The organism is Rathayibacter sp. AY1G1 (assembly GCF_002932095.1).
Lineage (GTDB): Bacteria > Actinomycetota > Actinomycetes > Actinomycetales > Microbacteriaceae > Rathayibacter.
Window position 1 is genome coordinate 108,050 of record NZ_PSUZ01000006.1, and the last position, 16,499, is coordinate 124,548.

The window sequence follows — 16,499 nt, forward strand, 5'->3', positions numbered from 1 at the left end:
GGCGTTGGGTGTTCCCGATCGTATGGATGGTCATCATCGGAGCGGCGAGCATCGCCCTGGTGAAGATCGCGTTCTTCCCGGACGGCGCGGCCGAGGCCGATCCGACGCAGCCGACCGGTGAGATCACCGAGCCGACCGTCACGGTCGCCCGCGGCACGGTCACCAACGACCTCACCCTCCAGGGCACCGTCGCCGCCGACCCCGCCGTGCCGCTGAAGGCGACGGCGGCCGGAACGGTCGACGACGTCTACGTGCAGCAGGGCGCGGCCGTCGCGTCGGGCGATCTCATCTACGACATCCGCGTCGAGACTCCGCGCGACCCGGTCGAGACGACCGGCCCGGACGGCGCCGTCACCCTCACCCAGCAGGAGCCCTCCGTGCGCTTCGAGCGGGTCTACGCCGCGACCGGCGGCACCCTCAGCGCCCTCGGCGTCATCCACGACCAGGCCGTCACGGTCGGCGAGGTGACCGGACAGGTCGCGCCGCCGAGCTACGCCGTCACCGGCACGATCGACGCGCAGCAGCTCTACCGCATCCAGAACCGGCCGACGGAGGCGCAGGTCGCGATCACCGGCGGGCCCGCGGGCTTCACCTGCACCGACCTCACCATCAGCACCCCTCTCGCCGGAGCCGGCGAGGGCGGCACGACCGGCGGCGCGACGGACGGCGGCGGCGGGACCTCCACCGGCGGCTCCGGCACGAGCTTCACCTGCCAGGTGCCGACGGAGGTCACCGTGTTCCCCGGGCTCGCCGCCTCGGTGACGCTCGCGGGAGGCAAGGCGGAGGACGTCCTCGTCGTGCCGACCACCGCGGTCGAGGGCACCGCCCAGTCCGGCGTCGTGTTCCGCCGGGCGGACGACGGCAGCACCGAGGAGGTCCCGGTGACGCTGGGACTCACCGACGGCAGCTCCGTCGAGATCACCGGCGGAGTGGAGGAGGGCGCCGAGCTCCTGCAGTTCGTGCCGGGCGCGGAGGAGGCTGCTCCCGACGTCCAGCTGGGCGGCGACTGCATCGCGCAGCCCGACGGCTCGGTCTTCTGCTCGTGACGATCCTCCGGCTCGAGGGGATCCGCAAGGTCGTCCCGCTGCCCGACGCACCGCCGCTGACGATCCTCGACGGCGTCGATCTCGAGGTGGGCGAGGGCGACCACGTCTCGGTCGTGGGGCGCAGCGGCTCCGGCAAGTCGACGCTGCTCAACATCCTCGGACTCATCGACGAGCCCACCGAGGGGCGGATGCTGCTCGAGGGCGCTCCCACCGAGACCCTGTCCTCGCGGGCCCGCGCGCGCATCCGCGGCGGCAGCATCGGCTTCATCTTCCAGCAGTTCAACCTGCTGGAGGGGCGGACCGCCCGCGAGAACGTGATGACGCCGCTGCTCTACGCGACCGGATCGGAGTTCTGGCGCCGCCGCGACCTCGCGGCCGAGATGCTGGAGCGGGTCGGCCTCGGGCACCGCGTGGACTCGATGCCCGGGCGCATGTCCGGCGGCGAGCAGCAGCGGATCGCGATCGCCCGCGCCCTGGTGCGCCGACCGCGGCTGATCCTCGCCGACGAGCCGACGGGCGCCCTCGACACCGACACCGGCGAGAGCGTGATGGGCCTGCTCGACGAGATCGCCCGCGAGTCCGGCTCCGCGCTGGTCACCATCACCCACGACCCGGCCATCGCGGCGCGGGCCGAGCGCCACTACCGGCTCGACCACGGCCGCCTGGGCTCGACCGCGGATGCGGGCCCCGTCGCCGAGGCGGCGGTCCTCTGATGCGCGCGCTCGTCGGGATCGCCGGCGCGATCGTCGAGGCGTGGACCGAGCTGCGGATCCACCGCGGACGCGTGCTCCTCTCGCTGATCGGAGTCGCGGTGGCCGTCGCCGCCCTGACCGCGGTCGTCGCGGCCGGCGGCATCGCCCGCCAGGCCAGCATCGAGCAGGCCGAGCGCTCCAGCGGGCGCCCGGCGAGCCTCTTCCTCTCCGCCTACCCCTCCGGTACCGGCACCTCCGAGGTGGATGCCGACGCACTCCAGGCCGCGTGGACCGGTGCGCTCGAGCGGTACTCCATCACCTACGCGAGCCGCTCGACCTACGGCAGCGCGCGCGTCCAGTTCGCCGACGGCGCCGTCGACGTCGCGGTGCAGGCGGTGGACCAGCCCTTCGCCGAGATGCACCGGCTGAAGATCGTGGACGGCTCCTGGTTCACCGCCCGCGACTCCCAGCGCCTCGCTCCCGCCCTCGTCGTCAACGAGCGCTTCTGGGAGCGGATCGGGAGCCCGGATCTGCGCACCCACCCGGTGGTCACCCTGCTCGGCTCCGAGCGCGACGTCACGGGCGTGGTGGTCGGCGTGACTCCCTCCTCGCAGTTCGAGACGGATCCGTCGATGATGATGCTCGCGGACGCCTACCCGGCGGTCGCCCGCGACGCCGACCCGCAGTACGGCGGGCAGGGCGTGCCGAACTACGAGATGTGGGTGCCGCTCGACCTGGCCGAGCCCCTCGCCGCGGCGGTGGAGCGCGACGTGGCCGGCGCCCTGGGATCCGACTTCGAGGTGTCGGTCGACCGGCAGGACTACCTGGTCTACGACTCCGACCCCTTCGGCGTGCTGACCTGGGTGATCGGCGGCGTGGCGGGCCTGGTGCTGGCGCTCGGCGCGCTCGGACTGCTCAACATCGCCCTGGTCACCGTCCGGCAGCGGATCCGCGAGATCGGCATCCGACGCAGCTTCGGCGCCTCCTCCGGCCGCATCTTCTTCTCGATCATGATGGAGAGCGTCGTGGCGACCGTCGTCGCGGGAGTGGTCGGCGTGACGGTCGCGGTCATCCTCGTCACCAACCCGTGGACGGTGGCCTTCGTGCAGGACAACGGGATCGCCGACATCCCGCCTTTCCCGGCCGAGGCGGCGCTGCTCGGGCTCGGGGCGGCGACCCTCGTCGGCGCGCTCGCGGGCCTGGTGCCGGCGATCGTCGCCGTGCGGGTGAAGGTGATCGACGCGATCCGCTACTGAGGCCCGCCGAGGGTGACGACGAGCTCGTCGCCCTCGAGCGCGGCGCGCGCGTCGGAGTAGTGCGCGATCCGGGGCAGCCCCCGGGTGCTCGCACTCTCGTGGCTCCCGACGACGATCACGCGCATGCCCGCGTCCAGACCCGCCCGGATGCCGGCCTCGGCGTCCTCGAACACCAGCGCTTCCTCGGGGGAGACGCCGAGCAGGGCCGCGGCGGCGAGGTAGCCGTCGGGAGCGGGCTTGCCGTTCGCGACGTCGTGCGCGGTGACGACGGTGTCGGGGGAGGGGACGCCCGCCGCAGCCAGACGTGCGGCCGCCAGCGCCGGGCTCGCGGACGTGACCAGGGCGACGCGCTCGCGGGGGAGTGAGGCGAGGAACGCCGTCGCGCCGGGGATCTCGACGGTGCCCTCGGTGTGCTCGAGCTCGTACGCGTCGAGCTCCGCGACGATCGCGTCGACGTCGCTGCCGGCCGGAGCGAAGCGGCGGACGCTGTCGGCGGCGCGGACACCGTGAACGGCGCCGAGCACCGCGTCGTGGTCGAGAGCGAAGCGCTCGGCGAAGGCGCCCCAGATGGTCTCCACGACGGCCGTCGAGTCGACGAGCGTCCCGTCCATGTCGAAGAGGGCGGCGCGGGCTCGGAGGAGGTGGGGCATGCGTCCATCCTGGCGGTCGGCGGCCTCCGGCGCCTGCCGGTGCGGACAGCGCTCGGACAGCGCGCGATCAGCCCGCCCTCAGGCCACGCATCGTGTCGCGGCGCTACGGTGGTCCGAGATCGCGGGCAGACGCCCGGAGGGGAGTGGAGGACGCCATGACGGACGACAACGGAACCGGCACGGACCAGGGCGCGAGCACGGGCGGCGAGGCCTCCGGACCCCGCGCCGGGTGGTACCCGGACCCGGCGGGCTCGTCCCGTCAGCGCTGGTGGGACGGGACCGGCTGGACGGAGTCGCTCCGCGACGCGCCGGCGGCCACTCCCACCGCCCCGGCCGGGAGCGGGTCGGCGCAGGCCGCCGTGACTCCCGTTCCGCCGACCGCACCGACTCCGCCCGCGCCGCCCGCCGAGCGTCCCGCCTACGGGGAGACGTCGAGCGGAGCGGCGACGAGCTACGGGCAGTCGGCCTCGGGTCGGTATCCGCAGCAGCCGTCGTCCGCCGACCCGCAGCAGAGCTACGGCCAGCAGGGCTACGGGCAGCAGGGCTACGGGCAGCAGGGCTACGGGCAGGGCTACGGCCAGCAGGGCGCCGGCCAGCAGCAGCCGCAGCAGCCGCAGCAGGGCTACGGCCAGCAGGCTCCCCAGCAGTACGGCCAGCAGCAGCAGCAGCCCTACAACCAGCAGCAGCCGCAGTACCCGGCCTACTCCACGGCTCCCGGAGCACCCGTGCAGCAGCGCGACACGAGCATCGTCACGTCCACCCCGTGGATCTGGGTGGTGGTCCTCCTGCCGCTGCTCTCGGCGCTGTCGATCTTCCTCCTCCCGCCGAGCGCGATCGTCGACTCGTCGATGGCCTCGACCTACGGGCCGAGCTCCTCGATGGGGATGTCGACGGCCTACCTCGTCGGCCTCGGCGTGCTCCAGGTCGTCGGCTTCCTGATCTACGCGGCGGAGGTCGTCTTCGCCTTCCTCGACTGGCGCCAGCTGAAGCGAGCCGGCCTGCAGCGTCCGTTCCACTGGGCGTGGGCCTTCCTCGCCGCTCCCTACGTCTACGTGATCGGCCGAAGCGTGGTCGTGAAGCGCGTGACCGGCGGCGGCCTCCTCCCGCTCTGGGTCTTCCTCGGCGTCGTGGTCGTGTCGTTCCTCATCGCGATCGGCTGGACGGTGTCGCTGTTCTCCCAGATGACGCAGGCCTTCGCTCCCGCGGGCTTCTGAACCCGTGCGCGCCGCCGATCTCGTCCTGACCGGCGGCGCCGTCTTCACCGCCGACGCCGTGCGCTCCCGAGCGCACGGCGTCGCTGTCGTCGGAGGGCGGATCGTCGCGGTCGGCGCCGACGCCTCCGACCTGATCGGGCCGCGCACCGAGGTGGTCGACCTCGAGGGCCGGATGCTCGTCCCCGGCTTCCAGGACGCCCACGTGCACCCGGTCTGGGGCGGCGCCGCGCTGCTGCGCTGCTGGCTCGGAGCGGGAGGGTCGCCCGCCGAGCACCTGGCGACGGTCGCCGGGTACGCGGCTCGGGAGAGCGGAGCGGAGTGGATCCTCGGCGGCGGCTGGAACCTGCCCGACTTCCCCGGAGGCACCCCGACCGCCCGCGAGCTCGACACGGTCGTCCCTGACCGGCCCGCCTTCCTCACCAACGCCGACGGGCACGGCGCCTGGGTCAACTCCGCCGCACTGCGCCTCGCGGGGATCGACCGCACGACGCCGGACCCCGCCGACGGCCGCATCGAGCGCCTGGCCGACGGCACCCCCTCCGGCACCCTGCACGAGGGGGCGATGGACGCGGTCCGCCGCCACCTCCCGCCCGCGAGCGCGGACGAGCTCCACCGCGCGCTACTCCTCGGGCAGGAGACCCTGCACTCGTTCGGAGTGACGGCGTGGCAGGACGCGATCATCGGCTCCTACGGCGATGTGGGCGACCCCGGTCCGGTGTACCGCCGCGCGGCGCTGAACGGCGAGCTGACCGGGCGCGTCCGCGGTGCGCTGTGGTGGGACCGGGGCCGCGGCATCGAGCAGATCCCGGAGCTCGTCGAGCGGCGCGCGGCGCTCGCCGCCGACCGCTTCGCGCCGACGACCGTCAAGATCATGCAGGACGGGGTCGCCGAGAACTTCACGGCGGCGATGCTCGAGCCCTACCTCGACGGGCACGGCGGCCATGGTCACGGCGACGGCCTCTCGATGGTCGACCCGCGCCTCCTGAACGAGGCCGTGCCGCTCCTGGACGCGGCCGGGTTCCAGGTGCACTTCCACGCGATCGGCGATCGTGCCGTACGCGAGTGCCTGGACGCGGTCGAGCGGGCGATCCAGGCGAACGGGCGCCGCGGCAACCGCCACCACCTCGCCCACCTGCAGGTCGTGCATCCGGACGACCTGCCGCGCTTCCGTGCGCTCGACGTCGCGGCCAACCTGCAGATGCTGTGGGCCTCGCTGGAGCCGCAGATGGTGGAGTTGACGCTGCCGTTCCTCGGTGAGCGGCGCGGCTCGTGGCAGTACCCGTTCGGCGACCTGCTCCGCTCGGGCGCGGTGCTCGCCGCGGGGAGCGACTGGCCGGTGTCGACGCCCGACCCGCTCGCCGCGATCCACGTCGCGGTGAACCGGCTCTCGGCGCCCTCCGAGCGCGAGCCGGGGTGGAGCGAGGAGGTGTTCCTCCCGGAGCAGCGCCTCGACCTCGCCACCGCCCTCTCCGCCTCCACGGCCGGCTCGGCGTGGGTGAACGGCCTGGAGGGCGAGTCGGGCTCGATCGCCGTGGGACTCGCGGCGGACTTCGCCCTGCTGGACCGGGACCCCTTCGCCGGCGACCCCCGGGCGATCGGGGACACCCGGGTGCTGGGCACCTGGATCGGCGGCGAGCGCGTCCACACCGCAGCGGACGCGCCCGCCTGATCCGGGTCGTTCAGGAGGCGGCGCTCAGCAGGTGATCGCTCCGCCGATGATCCCCGCGAGCAGCCCGCCGGTCGCGGAGGCGATCGCGCCGGGACCGGAGATCGCGCCGATCACCCCGCCGGTCGCGGCACCGCTGACGCCGCTCCCGGCGACGCAGTGGCCCCACTCGGGCGAGCTCCAGTCGCTGTTCAGGTGCAGGCCGCCCACCGCCGAGCGGGACGCCGAGTCCGGGGCGAAGTGGAAGGTGAGCGTGTCGGAGTCGTCGATCGACCAGTGGCCCGACACGGTGCGGCCGCGTCCGACGTCGATCCTCTCCGGGAGTGCGTCGGACGTCTCGGCGCCGTCCGTGAAGCCGACCCCGCCGCCCGCCAGCTCGACGATCCGCGTGTCGTCGGTGACGTCGAAGGTCACCGTCGACGCCGATCCGCCCCGTGCCTCGAGGTGCACCCGGCTGCTCGTCTCCTGCCTCGCCGGCTCGGCGTGCGCGGCCTGCTCTGTGAACAGCGGCACCGCCAGCAGAGCGGCCGCCGCCGCGACCAGTGCCGTGCTCGTCCTCTGTCATTCCATCGTCGTTCCCTCCCTCGGATTCCGATCCAGGAGGGAGGGCTCAGCGCCGCCGGTCGACGAGGGCGAGGACGACGGACGCCACCGCTGCCGCGACGGCGGCGGTGACCACGACGTCCCACGGATCCTCGGCGCCCACCGCGGTCGCGACGAGGTGCCCGGCCAGGACGCCGACGAACAGAGCCGGCAGCATCAGCCAGATGCGCCGTCTGCGTCGTGCCGCCGTACCGGCCTGTTCCCTGTCGCTCATGCTCGCCCTCCTGGATTCACCATACAGGTATGGAGTACCAGGCGGTCGCGACGCGCGTCGAGGAGGTGGCGCGATCCGTCAGGCCTCGCTGCGCTGGATGAGGCGGGAGAGGACGATCGCGGAGCGCGTGTGGTCGACGTTGGGCGCGATGCGGACCTTCTCGAGGGCGAGCTCGAGGCTGGGGATGTCGCGCGAGCGGATGTGGACGATCGCGTCGGCGGAGCCGGTGACCGTGCCCGCGTCGACGACCTCGGGGACCGCGGAGAGGATGCGGCGGAGCTCGTCCGGAGCGACGGTGCCGCGGCAGAAGAGCTCGACGTAGGCCTCGGTGGCCATGCCGTCGACCGCGGGGTCGACCTTGATCGTGAAGCCGCGGATCACGCCGTCGGCCACGAGGCGGTCGACGCGGCGCTTCACCGCGGAGGCGGAGAGCCCGACCACGCCGCCGATGTCGCCGTAGCCCGCGCGGGAGTTCTGGCGCAGCAGATCGAGGATCTTCCGATCGATGTTGTCCATGCTCCGAGGATAGGCGCGGCCGGAGCGGCGCCTGGACGGCAGCAGAGTGCCACTGGAGATTCGTGACGCCCGGCTATATAGTTGCTCTCGGTCAATAGTTGCTCTCGGTCAATAGTTGATCGCAGTCAACTAGAACCGCCGCCGGTATGAAGAGGAGCCCATGTCACACCCCGAACACCGCGCCGCATCGCGCGGAACCACCGCGCCGCACGCCCCCGCCGGGCCGGACGGCGCCATGTCGCACCGCCAGGTGCTCGAATCGCTCAGCGGCCTGCTGCTGGGCATGTTCGTCTCGATCCTCGCGGGCACGGTCGTGTCGACCTCGCTGCCCCGGATCATCTCCGACCTCAAGGGCGACCAGAACGCCTACACCTGGGTCGTCACCGCGACCCTGCTCGCGACCACGGTCTCCACTCCGCTCTGGGGCAAGTTCGCCGACCTGTTCAACCGCAAGCTGCTGATCCAGCTCGCCCTCGGCCTGTTCGTCATCGGCTCCGCTCTGGCCGGCTTCTCGCAGGACACGAACATGCTGATCGTCTTCCGCGTGTTCCAGGGCCTGGGCGCCGGCGGACTCGCCGCGCTGAGCCAGATCATCATGGCCGACATCATCAGCCCCCGTGAGCGCGGCAAGTACGCCGGCCTCTTCGGCGGCGTGATGGCGATCGGCACCGTCGGCGGCCCGCTCCTGGGCGGCGTCGTGACCGACGCGTTCGGCTGGCGCTGGAACTTCTTCATCGCGATGCCCGTCGCGATCGTCGCGATCGTCCTCCTCCAGATGACCCTCCGCCTCCCCGCGCACCCGAAGCGCAAGGTGCGGATCGACTACCTCGGCGCCGTGCTCATCGCGGGCGGTGTCTCGCTCCTGCTGATCTGGGTCTCCCTCGCCGGCAAGAACTTCGACTGGGCCTCGTGGGAGACCGCGGTCATGGTCGGCGGTGCCGTCGTGCTGCTGATCGCCGCCGTGATCACCGAGCTCACCGTGGCCGAGCCGATCATCCCGATGGGGATGTTCAAGAACCGCACCTTCAGCCTCGCCGTCGTGGCGAGCATCTCGGTCGGCGTCTCGATGTTCGGCGTCGCCGTCTTCCTCGCGCAGTACATGCAGCTGGCCCGCGGAGCCACGCCGACCCAGTCGGGCCTGCTCACCATCCCGATGATGGCCGGCCTGCTGATCGCCTCGACGATCTTCGGCGGGATCATCTCGCGCACCGGCAAGTGGAAGGCGATCATGATCAGCGGCGGCGTGCTCGCCGTGATCGGAACCTCCCTCCTCAGCACCCTCCGCTACGACACGGACCTGGTCCTCGTCGGGATCTACATGGCCGTCCTCGGCGCCGGCCTGGGCATGCTGATGCAGAACCTCGTCCTGGTGGTGCAGAACTCGATCGAGGTGAAGAACCTCGGCGTCGCGACCAGCGCGGTCACGTTCTTCCGCAGCCTCGGCGGCACCGTCGGAGTCTCGGTCCTGGGCTCGATGCTCGGCACCGTGATCGCCGACCGCATCAAGACCGGCATCGCGGGGCTCGCTCCCGCCGACCAGGCTCTCGCCGCGCAGGCGCTGGGCAGCGGCACGATCCCGCAGCCGGCCACCCTGCCCGACGCCGTGCGCGTCGTGGTCGAGAGCGCCTACGGGATCGGCGTCGGCGACGTGTTCCTCTACAGCATCCCGCTCGCCGTGGTCACGCTGATCGCCGTCGTCCTCCTGCCCAACGTGAGCCTCGGCTCGAAGAACGCGGTGCAGCTCAAGGCGGAGCCGACCACTCCGCTGCAGGCCGCGGAGGACGCCCTCATCGCCGCCTCGGACGGCCAGGCGGCGCTCCGCCCCGTCGGCCAGGCCAGGCGGACGGACGACGCGACGCACGCCCGGGAGGGTCGCGAGGCCACTCCCGTCGGACACGGCCGCCACGCCGACGAGGATCGGCAGGAGGAGCCGGTCGGGCACGCCCGGCACGCTGCTCCCACCGGCTCCGTCGACGTGATCGAGCGCTCCTGATGCCCGCCGCCGCGCCCTCGGCCGAGGCGCTGCACGAGGTCGAGGAGCAGATCACCGTGCTCGCCGTCCAGGTGCGCCTCGCCGTCCGGGACGCGGCGGCGTCGATCGACCCGGCGCTGCCGCCCTTCGGACTGCGGCTGCTGCGGATCCTCGAGCGCTGCGGTCCGGTCCACTCCGGCGCCGCGGCGGAGCGGCTCGGGGTCGACCGCAGCGCGATCAGCCGCCAGGCCCGCCAGCTCGCCGAGCTGGGCCTGGTCGAGATGACCTCCGATCCCGCCGACGGCCGAGCGCGGTTCCTCTCGCTCAGCTCGGCCGGATGCGAGCGGATGCGCGACCTCGGCGGCCGTCAGCGGCAGCGGATGCAGGAGGCGCTGAGCGCCTGGCCCGAGGAGGACCTGCGCGCGTTCGCGGGATATCTGGAGCGGCTGACCGCGGCGGAGTGAGCCGCGTGATCTGAACGAGTGGCGCGGACCGATGCGGTCCGCGCCACTTCTGCGTGCCGCCGGACGCGGCGCGGGCGCGCTGACCGCGCGCCGTCTCGCGCCACCCGGTGCCGACGCCGTCGTGGTCGTTCTACATTTCCTGAGATGTTCTCACTCAGGAGGCGATGACCCTGTTCTCTTTCGACCACGCAGCAGCGGCGGAGCTGGTCCGCGCCTCGGACGAGGCGGCGGAGGCGCTCGCCTCCCAGGGGCTGCTGAGGTCCGTCGCTGCCGAGTACGCGCTGGGCGAGTTCCGCGGCGCGTACGCCGAGCTGTTCCGCCGGGTCTGCGTCTGCGACAGGGAGAACCGCGGTCGGCTGAGCGCCGAGCTGCACGAGCTCGCCGACACGGTGCGGCTCGTGGCGAGGAAGGCCGAGGAGGAGCGTCGGCGCCGGGAGGAGTACGCGGCCTGGGAGCGGCGGGCGGACGAGCGCGAGCAGCAGCGCCGCCTCGATCCGATCGCGGCCCTCGCGGCGGGAGTCGACGAGGTCGTCGACCGGCCGCCGTCCGATCGGCCGGTCGTGCCTCCGCCGATCCGTGCGCTGTTCTCCCCCCGGTCGGTGCCCCGCACGTCCCCGGGCGGCCCCGCCGCGGGAGGCACGACCTCCGCCGACCCCGAGCGCCTCGACGTCTTCGTCTCGCAGACCCGGCAGGCGGACGAGGCGATGCGCTCCCGGCTCCAGGATCTGATGGCCGCCTGGGGAGCCTTCGGCAGCCGCTGCTCGTGGGCGCCGGTCGAGTCCTTCTCGGTGCTCCGGGGCTTCCGCGAGCTGCTGTCGATCGGTGCGGCCGACGCGACCTGGGTCGAGCAGATCTCCCTGGCCTTCACCGCCGCGGGGGGAGCGGCGCTCTCCGTTCCGGTCCTCGACGCCGTCGGCACCCTGGCGCGGCCCCGGGGCGGCCGGAGCCTGCTCGACTCCCTCGCGGCGCTCTCGTCCGACGATCTCGCGACACTCCTGGCGGCGTCGCCCGACCTCGCGGCGCGCCTCGGGCGACTGGCTCCGACCCTCGTGAACGACTGGTGGCGGAGCCTCGACTCCACGGACGGCGCGCGCTTCTCGCCGCAGCAGGAGGCGCTGGTCGCCGGTCTGCCCGGGGTGATCGGAAATCTGGAGGGTGTTCCCTACCGCGCCCGGGTGAGGGCGAACGAGAGGGCGCTGAGGGCGCGGATCGTGGCGCTGAGGAGCGAGGCGGCGGGCCTGCGCGGGAAGGCGGGCGACGGGGAGCGACTCGCGGCGGTGGAGTCGCAGCTGGTGGCGCTGAGGGACGTGCGGGCATCGCTCCGGCGCGGTCTCGGTCAGGACTCGCGCTTCCTCATCTCCCTGACCGCCGACGAGCCTCCGCTCGCCGCCGTCTCGATCGGCGATCCCGACACCGCCACGAACGTCACCTACGCCGTCCCCGGGATGGGACAGACGACGGAGAGCATGACCCGATGGACGAAGGCGTCGCAGAATCTGCAGTCGCTCCTCCCGCCCGGCAGCGCCGTCGTCTCCTGGATCGGCTACGAGACCCCGCCGATGGCGCGGCTCGGCGGGAACGGCATGGACGTCCTCACCTCGAACCAGGCGGTCGCCGGCGGCGCCGCACTCGCCTCGGCTGTCCAGGGGCTCTCCGCGGTCCGGGGCGACGACCTGCCGAAGCCGAACGTCGTCGCCCACTCCTACGGCAGCACCGTCATGGCCGTCGCCGCCTCGCGCTCGGACGTCGAGCTCGGGGTCGTCGTGACGCTGGGCTCGGCCGGCCTACCGGACAGCGTCGACGAGGCGAGCGACCTGCACGCGGAATCCGTCTTCGCGGGGCAGGCGCGGGACAAGTACCTCGGCGAGACCGAGAGCGGCGACGAGGCCGCGTGGATGGGCCGCGCCTTCAGCTGGAACCACCACACGGATCCCGCTGACGAGGACTTCGGCGCGCGCGTCTTCGGTGTGGAGACCGGAGGCGACGCCGGGAGGATCGTGACGGATCACGCTGCGCTGAAGAGCGACGACGGCGATCTCGCGGGGTATCTCGACAAGAACACCGAGTCCCTGCAGAACGCGGCGTGGGCCGTCTCCCGGCGACTCGACCTGCTGACCGAGAACCGGCCGCTCGGACCGACCGCCTTCCAGAAGGCGGTCGTGGGAGCCTCCCATGGCGGGTAGAGGCTCTCTTCAGCGGACGGGCGTCTCGCTGACCGTCGCCGCTCTGCTCGTGATGTCGATGACCGCTTGTGCAACGGAGAAGGAGACGAGACCGGTGAGCACGATGAGTCCTCGGGAGGGTCGGGACCGGGTGGTGGAGTTCGTGCGGGACTCCGCGGGGCGGCTCGATGTGGAGGGGTGGTGGCCGCGGAGCGGCGCGGCCAGGCCCGATGTGTGCGGCCCCGGCGACCGGGTGAGCGGTGCGAGCTACAGCTACGACTGGTGGGCTCCGGCGGGCACCGATGTCGAGGGGGATGCGCGGAAGGTCGCGGACTACTGGGAGTCGCTGGGGATGACGGTGAGAGTGACCGATTCGACTCCGCGCCCGACGGTCTACGGGCAGGGCGGACCGGTGCTGCGGGCGAGCTTCGTCACCGGCGCTGTCGAGGAGATGTACATGATCGGGGCGGAGATGCCGTGCGCGCCCGGCGATTTCGAATCACTCCTCCTCGAGGACGAGGCTCAGCGCGCGGCGGGCGCGGTCCTTCCGGGTGATGAAGGGGTCGTCCCGAAGCCGGATCCGTGGGACCTCCCACTCCAGTCCGATCCGTCGGGTTCCGGCTCGGAGGGATGAGCCGCCCCGTCCACCGCGTCCGGATCGGAGATGCCGACGTCGCTTCCGTTGCCGGGGGAGGGGTCGGCCTCAGCGCGGTGCGCCCACCAGCTGCGCGACGTGCACGACGAAGGCGCGGCGGCGGTCGCGCGTCTCCTCCCCGCCCCGGGAGGCGAAGGGGGTGAGGTGCCAGATCTCGCAGAGGCCGAGGAGGGCGATGAAGAGGTCGTCGGCGGACCAGCTCGCGTCGACGACGCCGGCGCGCTGCCACTCGAGGACCCGGGCCTCGGGGGCGGGGACCCCGCCGAGCTGCTCGCCGGCCTCCTCCCAGACGCCGGCTCCCTCCAGGCGCGCCCAGGTGAGCAGGCGCAGGAACTCCGGGTGCTCCCACACGTGGTCGAACATGCGGCCCGCGAGGTCGGGGAGGTCCGCCGCCTCGGCGAGGAGCGTCTCGTCGAGAGCGCCGAGCGCCTCGACGACGGTCGCGACGAACAGGCCGCGCTTGCCGCCGTAGTAGGCGTAGAGCCGCTCCTTGTTCAGACCCGCCGCCGCGGCCACACGGTCGACCCGGGCGCCCGCGAAGCCGTGGGCGGCGAACTCGACGGAGGCCGCGCGGAGGATCCGCTCGCGCGCGGGCAGCGCCGCATCGGATGTCGGCTCCATGGTTCACCTCCGGGCGCTCGAACGATACACTCTTCTTCGCCCAACCAACTGGTTGGGGTGGTTCGGCCCCGATGACGCGGCTCGGATCCGGACCCGCCGGTCCCGCTCCGCTCCGTGTGAAAGGCCGCCATGCCCTCCCCGTCCGCTCCCTCCTCCGCCCGCCGCTGGTGGGTGCTCGTGATCCTCGCGCTCACGCAGCTCGTCGTCGTGCTCGACGGCACCATCGTCACGATCGCCCTCCCCGCCGCGCAGGCCGACCTCGGCCTCACCGACGTCGAGCGCCAGTGGGTCGTCACCGCCTACGCCCTCGCGTTCGGCGCGCTCCTGCTCCTGGGCGGCCGCATCGCCGACTACACCGGCCGCAAGCGCACCTACCTGATCGGGATGATCGGCTTCGGCGCCGCCTCCGCCTGGGGCGGCCTCGCCACCTCCGGCACCGAGCTGATCGCCGCCCGCGGGCTGCAGGGCGCCTTCGCCGCGCTGCTCGCTCCGGCCGCTCTGGCCCTCCTCACCGTCTCCTTCCCCTCCGGCCGCGAGCGGGGCACGGCCTTCGCCGTCTTCGGAGCGGTCGCCGGAGCGGGCGCCGCCGTCGGCCTCGTGCTGGGCGGGCTGCTCACCGAGTTCGCCGACTGGCGCTGGTGCCTCCTCGTCAACGTCCCCGTCGTCGTGGTCGGCGCGATCGCCGGCCAGCTGCTCGTCACCGAGAGCCGCGCGGAGGGGCGCAACCGCTTCGACGTCGCCGGGACGATCACCGTCGCGCTCGGGCTCGCGAGCGTCGTCTACGGCTTCACCCTCGCCGAGCAGGGCTGGCTCCGCGTCGACACCCTCGGCTTCCTCCTCGTCGGCGTGCTGCTGCTGGCCCTCTTCGTGCGGATCCAGGCCCGCTCCGACCACCCGTCGCTGCCGCTGCGCATCGTCGCCGACCGCGTCCGCGGCGGAGCATTCCTGGTCCAGGCGATCGTCGGCAGCGTGATGATCGGCTCCACCCTCTACCTGACCCTGCACCTGCAGCTGGTCCTGGGCCTGCCGCCGCTCGAGGCGGGCCTGGCCAATCTGCCGATGACGGTGACGATCATGATCGTCGCGGGAGTCGCCGCCAAGCTGCTGCCGCGCACCGGCCCGCGCGTGCTGATGATCGTCGGCCCGCTGATCGCGGCGGCCGGGCTCCTCTACCTGAGCCGCATCACCCCCGACGGCGGCTACCTCCTCGAGGTGCTGCCCGCGCTGATCCTCCTGGGCGTCGGCATGGCGATGGTCTTCGTGCCGCTGCAGAACCTCGCGCTCACCGGAGTCGCGGCCCACGACGCCGGTGCCGCCGGAGCGACCGCCAACGCCGCCATGCAGATCGGCGGCTCGATCGGGCTGTCGATCTTCACGACCCTCTACGCGGGAGTCGCGGGTGAGCAGCAGTCGCCGGTCGCCTTCGTCGACGGCTACTCCGCGGTCTTCGTCGCGGCCGCGATCGGGCTGGTCGTGGCCTCCGTCGTCGCCGTCGCGATGATCCGGGTGAAGAAGGAGGAGTTCCTCGCTCAGGCTCCGAAGGAGGCCGTCGCCCACCTGGGCTGATCCCGGCCTAGGCTCGGAAGCGCTATGCAGCCACTGACCGAGACCGAGATCCGCGAGTCCTTCGTCAACGCCTCCCGCAAGGAGGTCGCTGATCTCGCGCTGCCGAAGGACTTCGACGCGCTCGACTGGTCGGTCATCGACCATCTCGGCTGGCGCGACCGGAGGATGGGCCGCCGCGCCTACGTCGTCGTGCCGCTGGAGGAGCGCCTCGTCGGGGTCCTGCTCACCCAGGCCGACGCCCTGCCGCGCTCGCGGGCGCAGTGCTCGTGGTGCCGCGACGTGCAGCTCCCGAACGACGTCGTCTTCTTCGGGGCGCGGAAGGCCGGAGCGGCCGGGCGGGCGGGGGACTCGCTCGGCACGCTCGTCTGCTCCCGCTTCGAGTGCTCGATGAATGTGCGGCGGCGCCCGTCGGTGGCCTACATCGGGTTCGACCTCGAGGCGGCGCGAGCGCAGCGGATCGCGACTCTGCGGGCGCGCACCGAGGGCTTCGCGCGCGAGGTGCTCGGCGAGGCGTGACCGCGCTCAGCGGCGCGTGGACGCGCGCACGTGCATCCGCTCGCCCTGGCGGCCGAAGAGGCTGAGGAACTCGACCTGCTGCTCGTCGGCGCGGCCGAACCAGTGCGGCACCCGGGTGTCGAACTCGGCGGCCTCGCCGGCCGGCAGCACCAGATCGTGCTCGCCGAGCCGCAGGCGGAGCCGCCCGCTCAGCACGTAGAGCCACTCGAAGCCCTCGTGCGCGCGCTGCTCCGCCGGCTCCGTCACCGGCCCGGCCGGGAGCGTGTGCTTGAACGCCTGGAGCGCGCCCGCGTCGCGGCTGAGCGGCTGGATGAGCATGCCGTTCCGGCGCACCGGCCGGCCGTGCACGCGGGGATCCTCCGGCGCGGCGCCGACGAGCTCGTCGAGCGGCGCCCCGAGGGCGCGGGCGATCGGGAGGAGCAGCTCCAGCGTCGCGCGGCGGCCTCCGCTCTCGAGGCGCGAGAGGGTGCTCGCCGAGATGCCGGTCTCGGCCGCGAGGGACGCGAGCGTGCGGTCGCGGCGGGTGCGCAGGCGCCGGAGCCGTGGTCCGACGGCGGCGACGATCTCGTCGTCGGAGGGGGCGGGCGGGGTCTCGGGCACGACGCCATCCTGGCACGGGCGGTCGCGCCGCATGCCGGAACGGCACGGATCCTCGCGGCCCGCCCCGGGGCGGCGGAGCATCGACC

General features: G+C 73.1%; 17 protein-coding genes. 11 read left to right on the forward strand and 6 right to left on the reverse strand.

Going from position 1 to position 16,499, the window contains the following annotated elements:
* Positions 1 to 26: 26 nt before the first annotated feature.
* From C5C36_RS05060 to C5C36_RS05070, 3 genes are read left to right on the forward strand one after another with little or no spacing between them, the layout of a single operon-like run.
* Positions 27 to 1,046 carry an efflux RND transporter periplasmic adaptor subunit gene (locus C5C36_RS05060; protein WP_104222862.1) on the forward strand — a complete coding sequence of 340 codons (1,020 nt, stop codon included), beginning with the start codon at positions 27 to 29 and terminating at the stop codon, positions 1,044 to 1,046.
* On the forward strand, positions 1,043 to 1,759 hold the full coding sequence (locus tag C5C36_RS05065; RefSeq protein ID WP_104222861.1) for an ABC transporter ATP-binding protein: 717 nt from the start codon (positions 1,043 to 1,045) through the stop codon (positions 1,757 to 1,759). The genes C5C36_RS05060 and C5C36_RS05065 overlap by 4 nt, the downstream gene beginning before the upstream one ends.
* Entirely contained in the window at positions 1,759 to 2,994 is a 1,236-nt protein-coding gene (locus C5C36_RS05070) for an ABC transporter permease (RefSeq protein WP_104260405.1), read from the forward strand. The genes C5C36_RS05065 and C5C36_RS05070 overlap by 1 nt, the downstream gene beginning before the upstream one ends.
* Here C5C36_RS05070 and C5C36_RS05075 read toward each other — a convergent pair.
* Positions 2,988 to 3,644 carry an HAD-IA family hydrolase gene (locus C5C36_RS05075; protein WP_104233104.1) on the reverse strand — a complete coding sequence of 219 codons (657 nt, stop codon included), beginning with the start codon at positions 3,642 to 3,644 and terminating at the stop codon, positions 2,988 to 2,990. The genes C5C36_RS05070 and C5C36_RS05075 overlap by 7 nt on opposite strands.
* Before the next feature lie 155 nt (positions 3,645 to 3,799).
* On the opposite strand from C5C36_RS05075, the gene C5C36_RS05080 reads away from it, so the two are divergent.
* Both C5C36_RS05080 and C5C36_RS05085 read left to right on the forward strand, forming a co-directional pair.
* On the forward strand, positions 3,800 to 4,858 hold the full coding sequence (locus C5C36_RS05080; RefSeq protein ID WP_146085206.1) for a DUF2510 domain-containing protein: 1,059 nt from the start codon (positions 3,800 to 3,802) through the stop codon (positions 4,856 to 4,858).
* Between the two features lie 4 nt (positions 4,859 to 4,862).
* Positions 4,863 to 6,527 carry an amidohydrolase gene (locus tag C5C36_RS05085; RefSeq protein ID WP_104262746.1) on the forward strand — a complete coding sequence of 555 codons (1,665 nt, stop codon included), beginning with the start codon at positions 4,863 to 4,865 and terminating at the stop codon, positions 6,525 to 6,527.
* A 24-nt stretch (positions 6,528 to 6,551) separates the two neighbouring features.
* Here C5C36_RS05085 and C5C36_RS05090 read toward each other — a convergent pair whose 3' ends face one another.
* The 3 genes from C5C36_RS05090 to C5C36_RS05095 all read right to left on the reverse strand — a co-directional run bounded on the left by C5C36_RS05090 (position 6,552) and on the right by C5C36_RS05095 (position 7,857).
* Positions 6,552 to 7,037, reverse strand: coding sequence for a hypothetical protein (locus C5C36_RS05090; RefSeq protein ID WP_146085307.1), 486 nt, complete (start codon positions 7,035 to 7,037; stop codon positions 6,552 to 6,554).
* A gap of 97 nt (positions 7,038 to 7,134) precedes the next feature.
* Positions 7,135 to 7,341, reverse strand: coding sequence for a hypothetical protein (locus tag C5C36_RS17290; RefSeq protein WP_146076614.1), 207 nt, complete (start codon positions 7,339 to 7,341; stop codon positions 7,135 to 7,137).
* Between the two features lie 78 nt (positions 7,342 to 7,419).
* Positions 7,420 to 7,857: an Lrp/AsnC family transcriptional regulator gene (locus C5C36_RS05095; protein WP_104222855.1), complete on the reverse strand. Its 438-nt coding sequence runs from the start codon at positions 7,855 to 7,857 to the stop codon at positions 7,420 to 7,422.
* 235 nt (positions 7,858 to 8,092) lie between these two features.
* On the opposite strand from C5C36_RS05095, the gene C5C36_RS05100 reads away from it, so the two are divergent.
* From C5C36_RS05100 to C5C36_RS05115, 4 genes are all read left to right on the forward strand, one after another.
* Positions 8,093 to 9,850 (forward strand): MDR family MFS transporter, encoded by a 1,758-nt coding sequence (locus tag C5C36_RS05100; protein ID WP_104309364.1) that lies wholly within the window; start codon positions 8,093 to 8,095, stop codon positions 9,848 to 9,850.
* A complete protein-coding gene (locus C5C36_RS05105; RefSeq protein ID WP_104237641.1) occupies positions 9,850 to 10,293 on the forward strand; it encodes a MarR family winged helix-turn-helix transcriptional regulator in 444 nt (147 codons plus the stop codon). The genes C5C36_RS05100 and C5C36_RS05105 overlap by 1 nt, the downstream gene beginning before the upstream one ends.
* A 164-nt stretch (positions 10,294 to 10,457) precedes the next feature.
* Complete coding sequence (locus C5C36_RS05110; protein ID WP_104309365.1) at positions 10,458 to 12,476, forward strand: alpha/beta hydrolase; 2,019 nt, start codon at positions 10,458 to 10,460, stop codon at positions 12,474 to 12,476.
* Positions 12,477 to 12,525: 49 nt separating this feature from the next.
* Complete coding sequence (locus C5C36_RS05115) at positions 12,526 to 13,089, forward strand: hypothetical protein (protein ID WP_146084942.1); 564 nt, start codon at positions 12,526 to 12,528, stop codon at positions 13,087 to 13,089.
* A gap of 69 nt (positions 13,090 to 13,158) precedes the next feature.
* Here C5C36_RS05115 and C5C36_RS05120 read toward each other — a convergent pair whose 3' ends face one another.
* A complete protein-coding gene (locus C5C36_RS05120; RefSeq protein WP_104297647.1) occupies positions 13,159 to 13,731 on the reverse strand; it encodes a TetR family transcriptional regulator in 573 nt (190 codons plus the stop codon).
* 129 nt (positions 13,732 to 13,860) lie between these two features.
* Between C5C36_RS05120 and C5C36_RS05125 the strand changes: the two genes are divergently transcribed.
* Both C5C36_RS05125 and C5C36_RS05130 read left to right on the forward strand, forming a co-directional pair.
* Entirely contained in the window at positions 13,861 to 15,297 is a 1,437-nt protein-coding gene (locus C5C36_RS05125) for an MFS transporter (protein ID WP_104246903.1), read from the forward strand.
* A 24-nt stretch (positions 15,298 to 15,321) separates the two neighbouring features.
* Positions 15,322 to 15,813: an FBP domain-containing protein gene (locus C5C36_RS05130; RefSeq protein ID WP_104246902.1), complete on the forward strand. Its 492-nt coding sequence runs from the start codon at positions 15,322 to 15,324 to the stop codon at positions 15,811 to 15,813.
* A 6-nt stretch (positions 15,814 to 15,819) separates the two neighbouring features.
* Here the strand turns inward: C5C36_RS05130 and C5C36_RS05135 are convergent, their stop codons facing one another.
* The gene (locus C5C36_RS05135) at positions 15,820 to 16,413 is read right to left on the reverse strand and encodes a helix-turn-helix domain-containing protein (RefSeq protein ID WP_104283164.1); all 594 of its coding nucleotides are present in this window, start codon (positions 16,411 to 16,413) and stop codon (positions 15,820 to 15,822) included.
* Between the last annotated feature and the right edge of the window lie 86 nt (positions 16,414 to 16,499).

Coding starts and splice junctions, on each gene's coding strand:
- C5C36_RS05110 (WP_104309365.1), top strand. CDS start 10,458: ATGACCCTGTTCTCTTTCGACCACGCAGCAGCGGCGGAGCTGGTCCGC.
- C5C36_RS05125 (WP_104246903.1), top strand. CDS start 13,861: ATGCCCTCCCCGTCCGCTCCCTCCTCCGCCCGCCGCTGGTGGGTGCTC.
- C5C36_RS05105 (WP_104237641.1), top strand. CDS start 9,850: ATGCCCGCCGCCGCGCCCTCGGCCGAGGCGCTGCACGAGGTCGAGGAG.
- C5C36_RS05060 (WP_104222862.1), top strand. CDS start 27: ATGGTCATCATCGGAGCGGCGAGCATCGCCCTGGTGAAGATCGCGTTC.
- C5C36_RS05120 (WP_104297647.1), bottom strand. CDS start 13,731: ATGGAGCCGACATCCGATGCGGCGCTGCCCGCGCGCGAGCGGATCCTC.
- C5C36_RS05100 (WP_104309364.1), top strand. CDS start 8,093: ATGTCGCACCGCCAGGTGCTCGAATCGCTCAGCGGCCTGCTGCTGGGC.
- C5C36_RS05130 (WP_104246902.1), top strand. CDS start 15,322: ATGCAGCCACTGACCGAGACCGAGATCCGCGAGTCCTTCGTCAACGCC.
- C5C36_RS05070 (WP_104260405.1), top strand. CDS start 1,759: ATGCGCGCGCTCGTCGGGATCGCCGGCGCGATCGTCGAGGCGTGGACC.
- C5C36_RS05075 (WP_104233104.1), bottom strand. CDS start 3,644: ATGCCCCACCTCCTCCGAGCCCGCGCCGCCCTCTTCGACATGGACGGG.
- C5C36_RS17290 (WP_146076614.1), bottom strand. CDS start 7,341: ATGAGCGACAGGGAACAGGCCGGTACGGCGGCACGACGCAGACGGCGC.
- C5C36_RS05095 (WP_104222855.1), bottom strand. CDS start 7,857: ATGGACAACATCGATCGGAAGATCCTCGATCTGCTGCGCCAGAACTCC.
- C5C36_RS05080 (WP_146085206.1), top strand. CDS start 3,800: ATGACGGACGACAACGGAACCGGCACGGACCAGGGCGCGAGCACGGGC.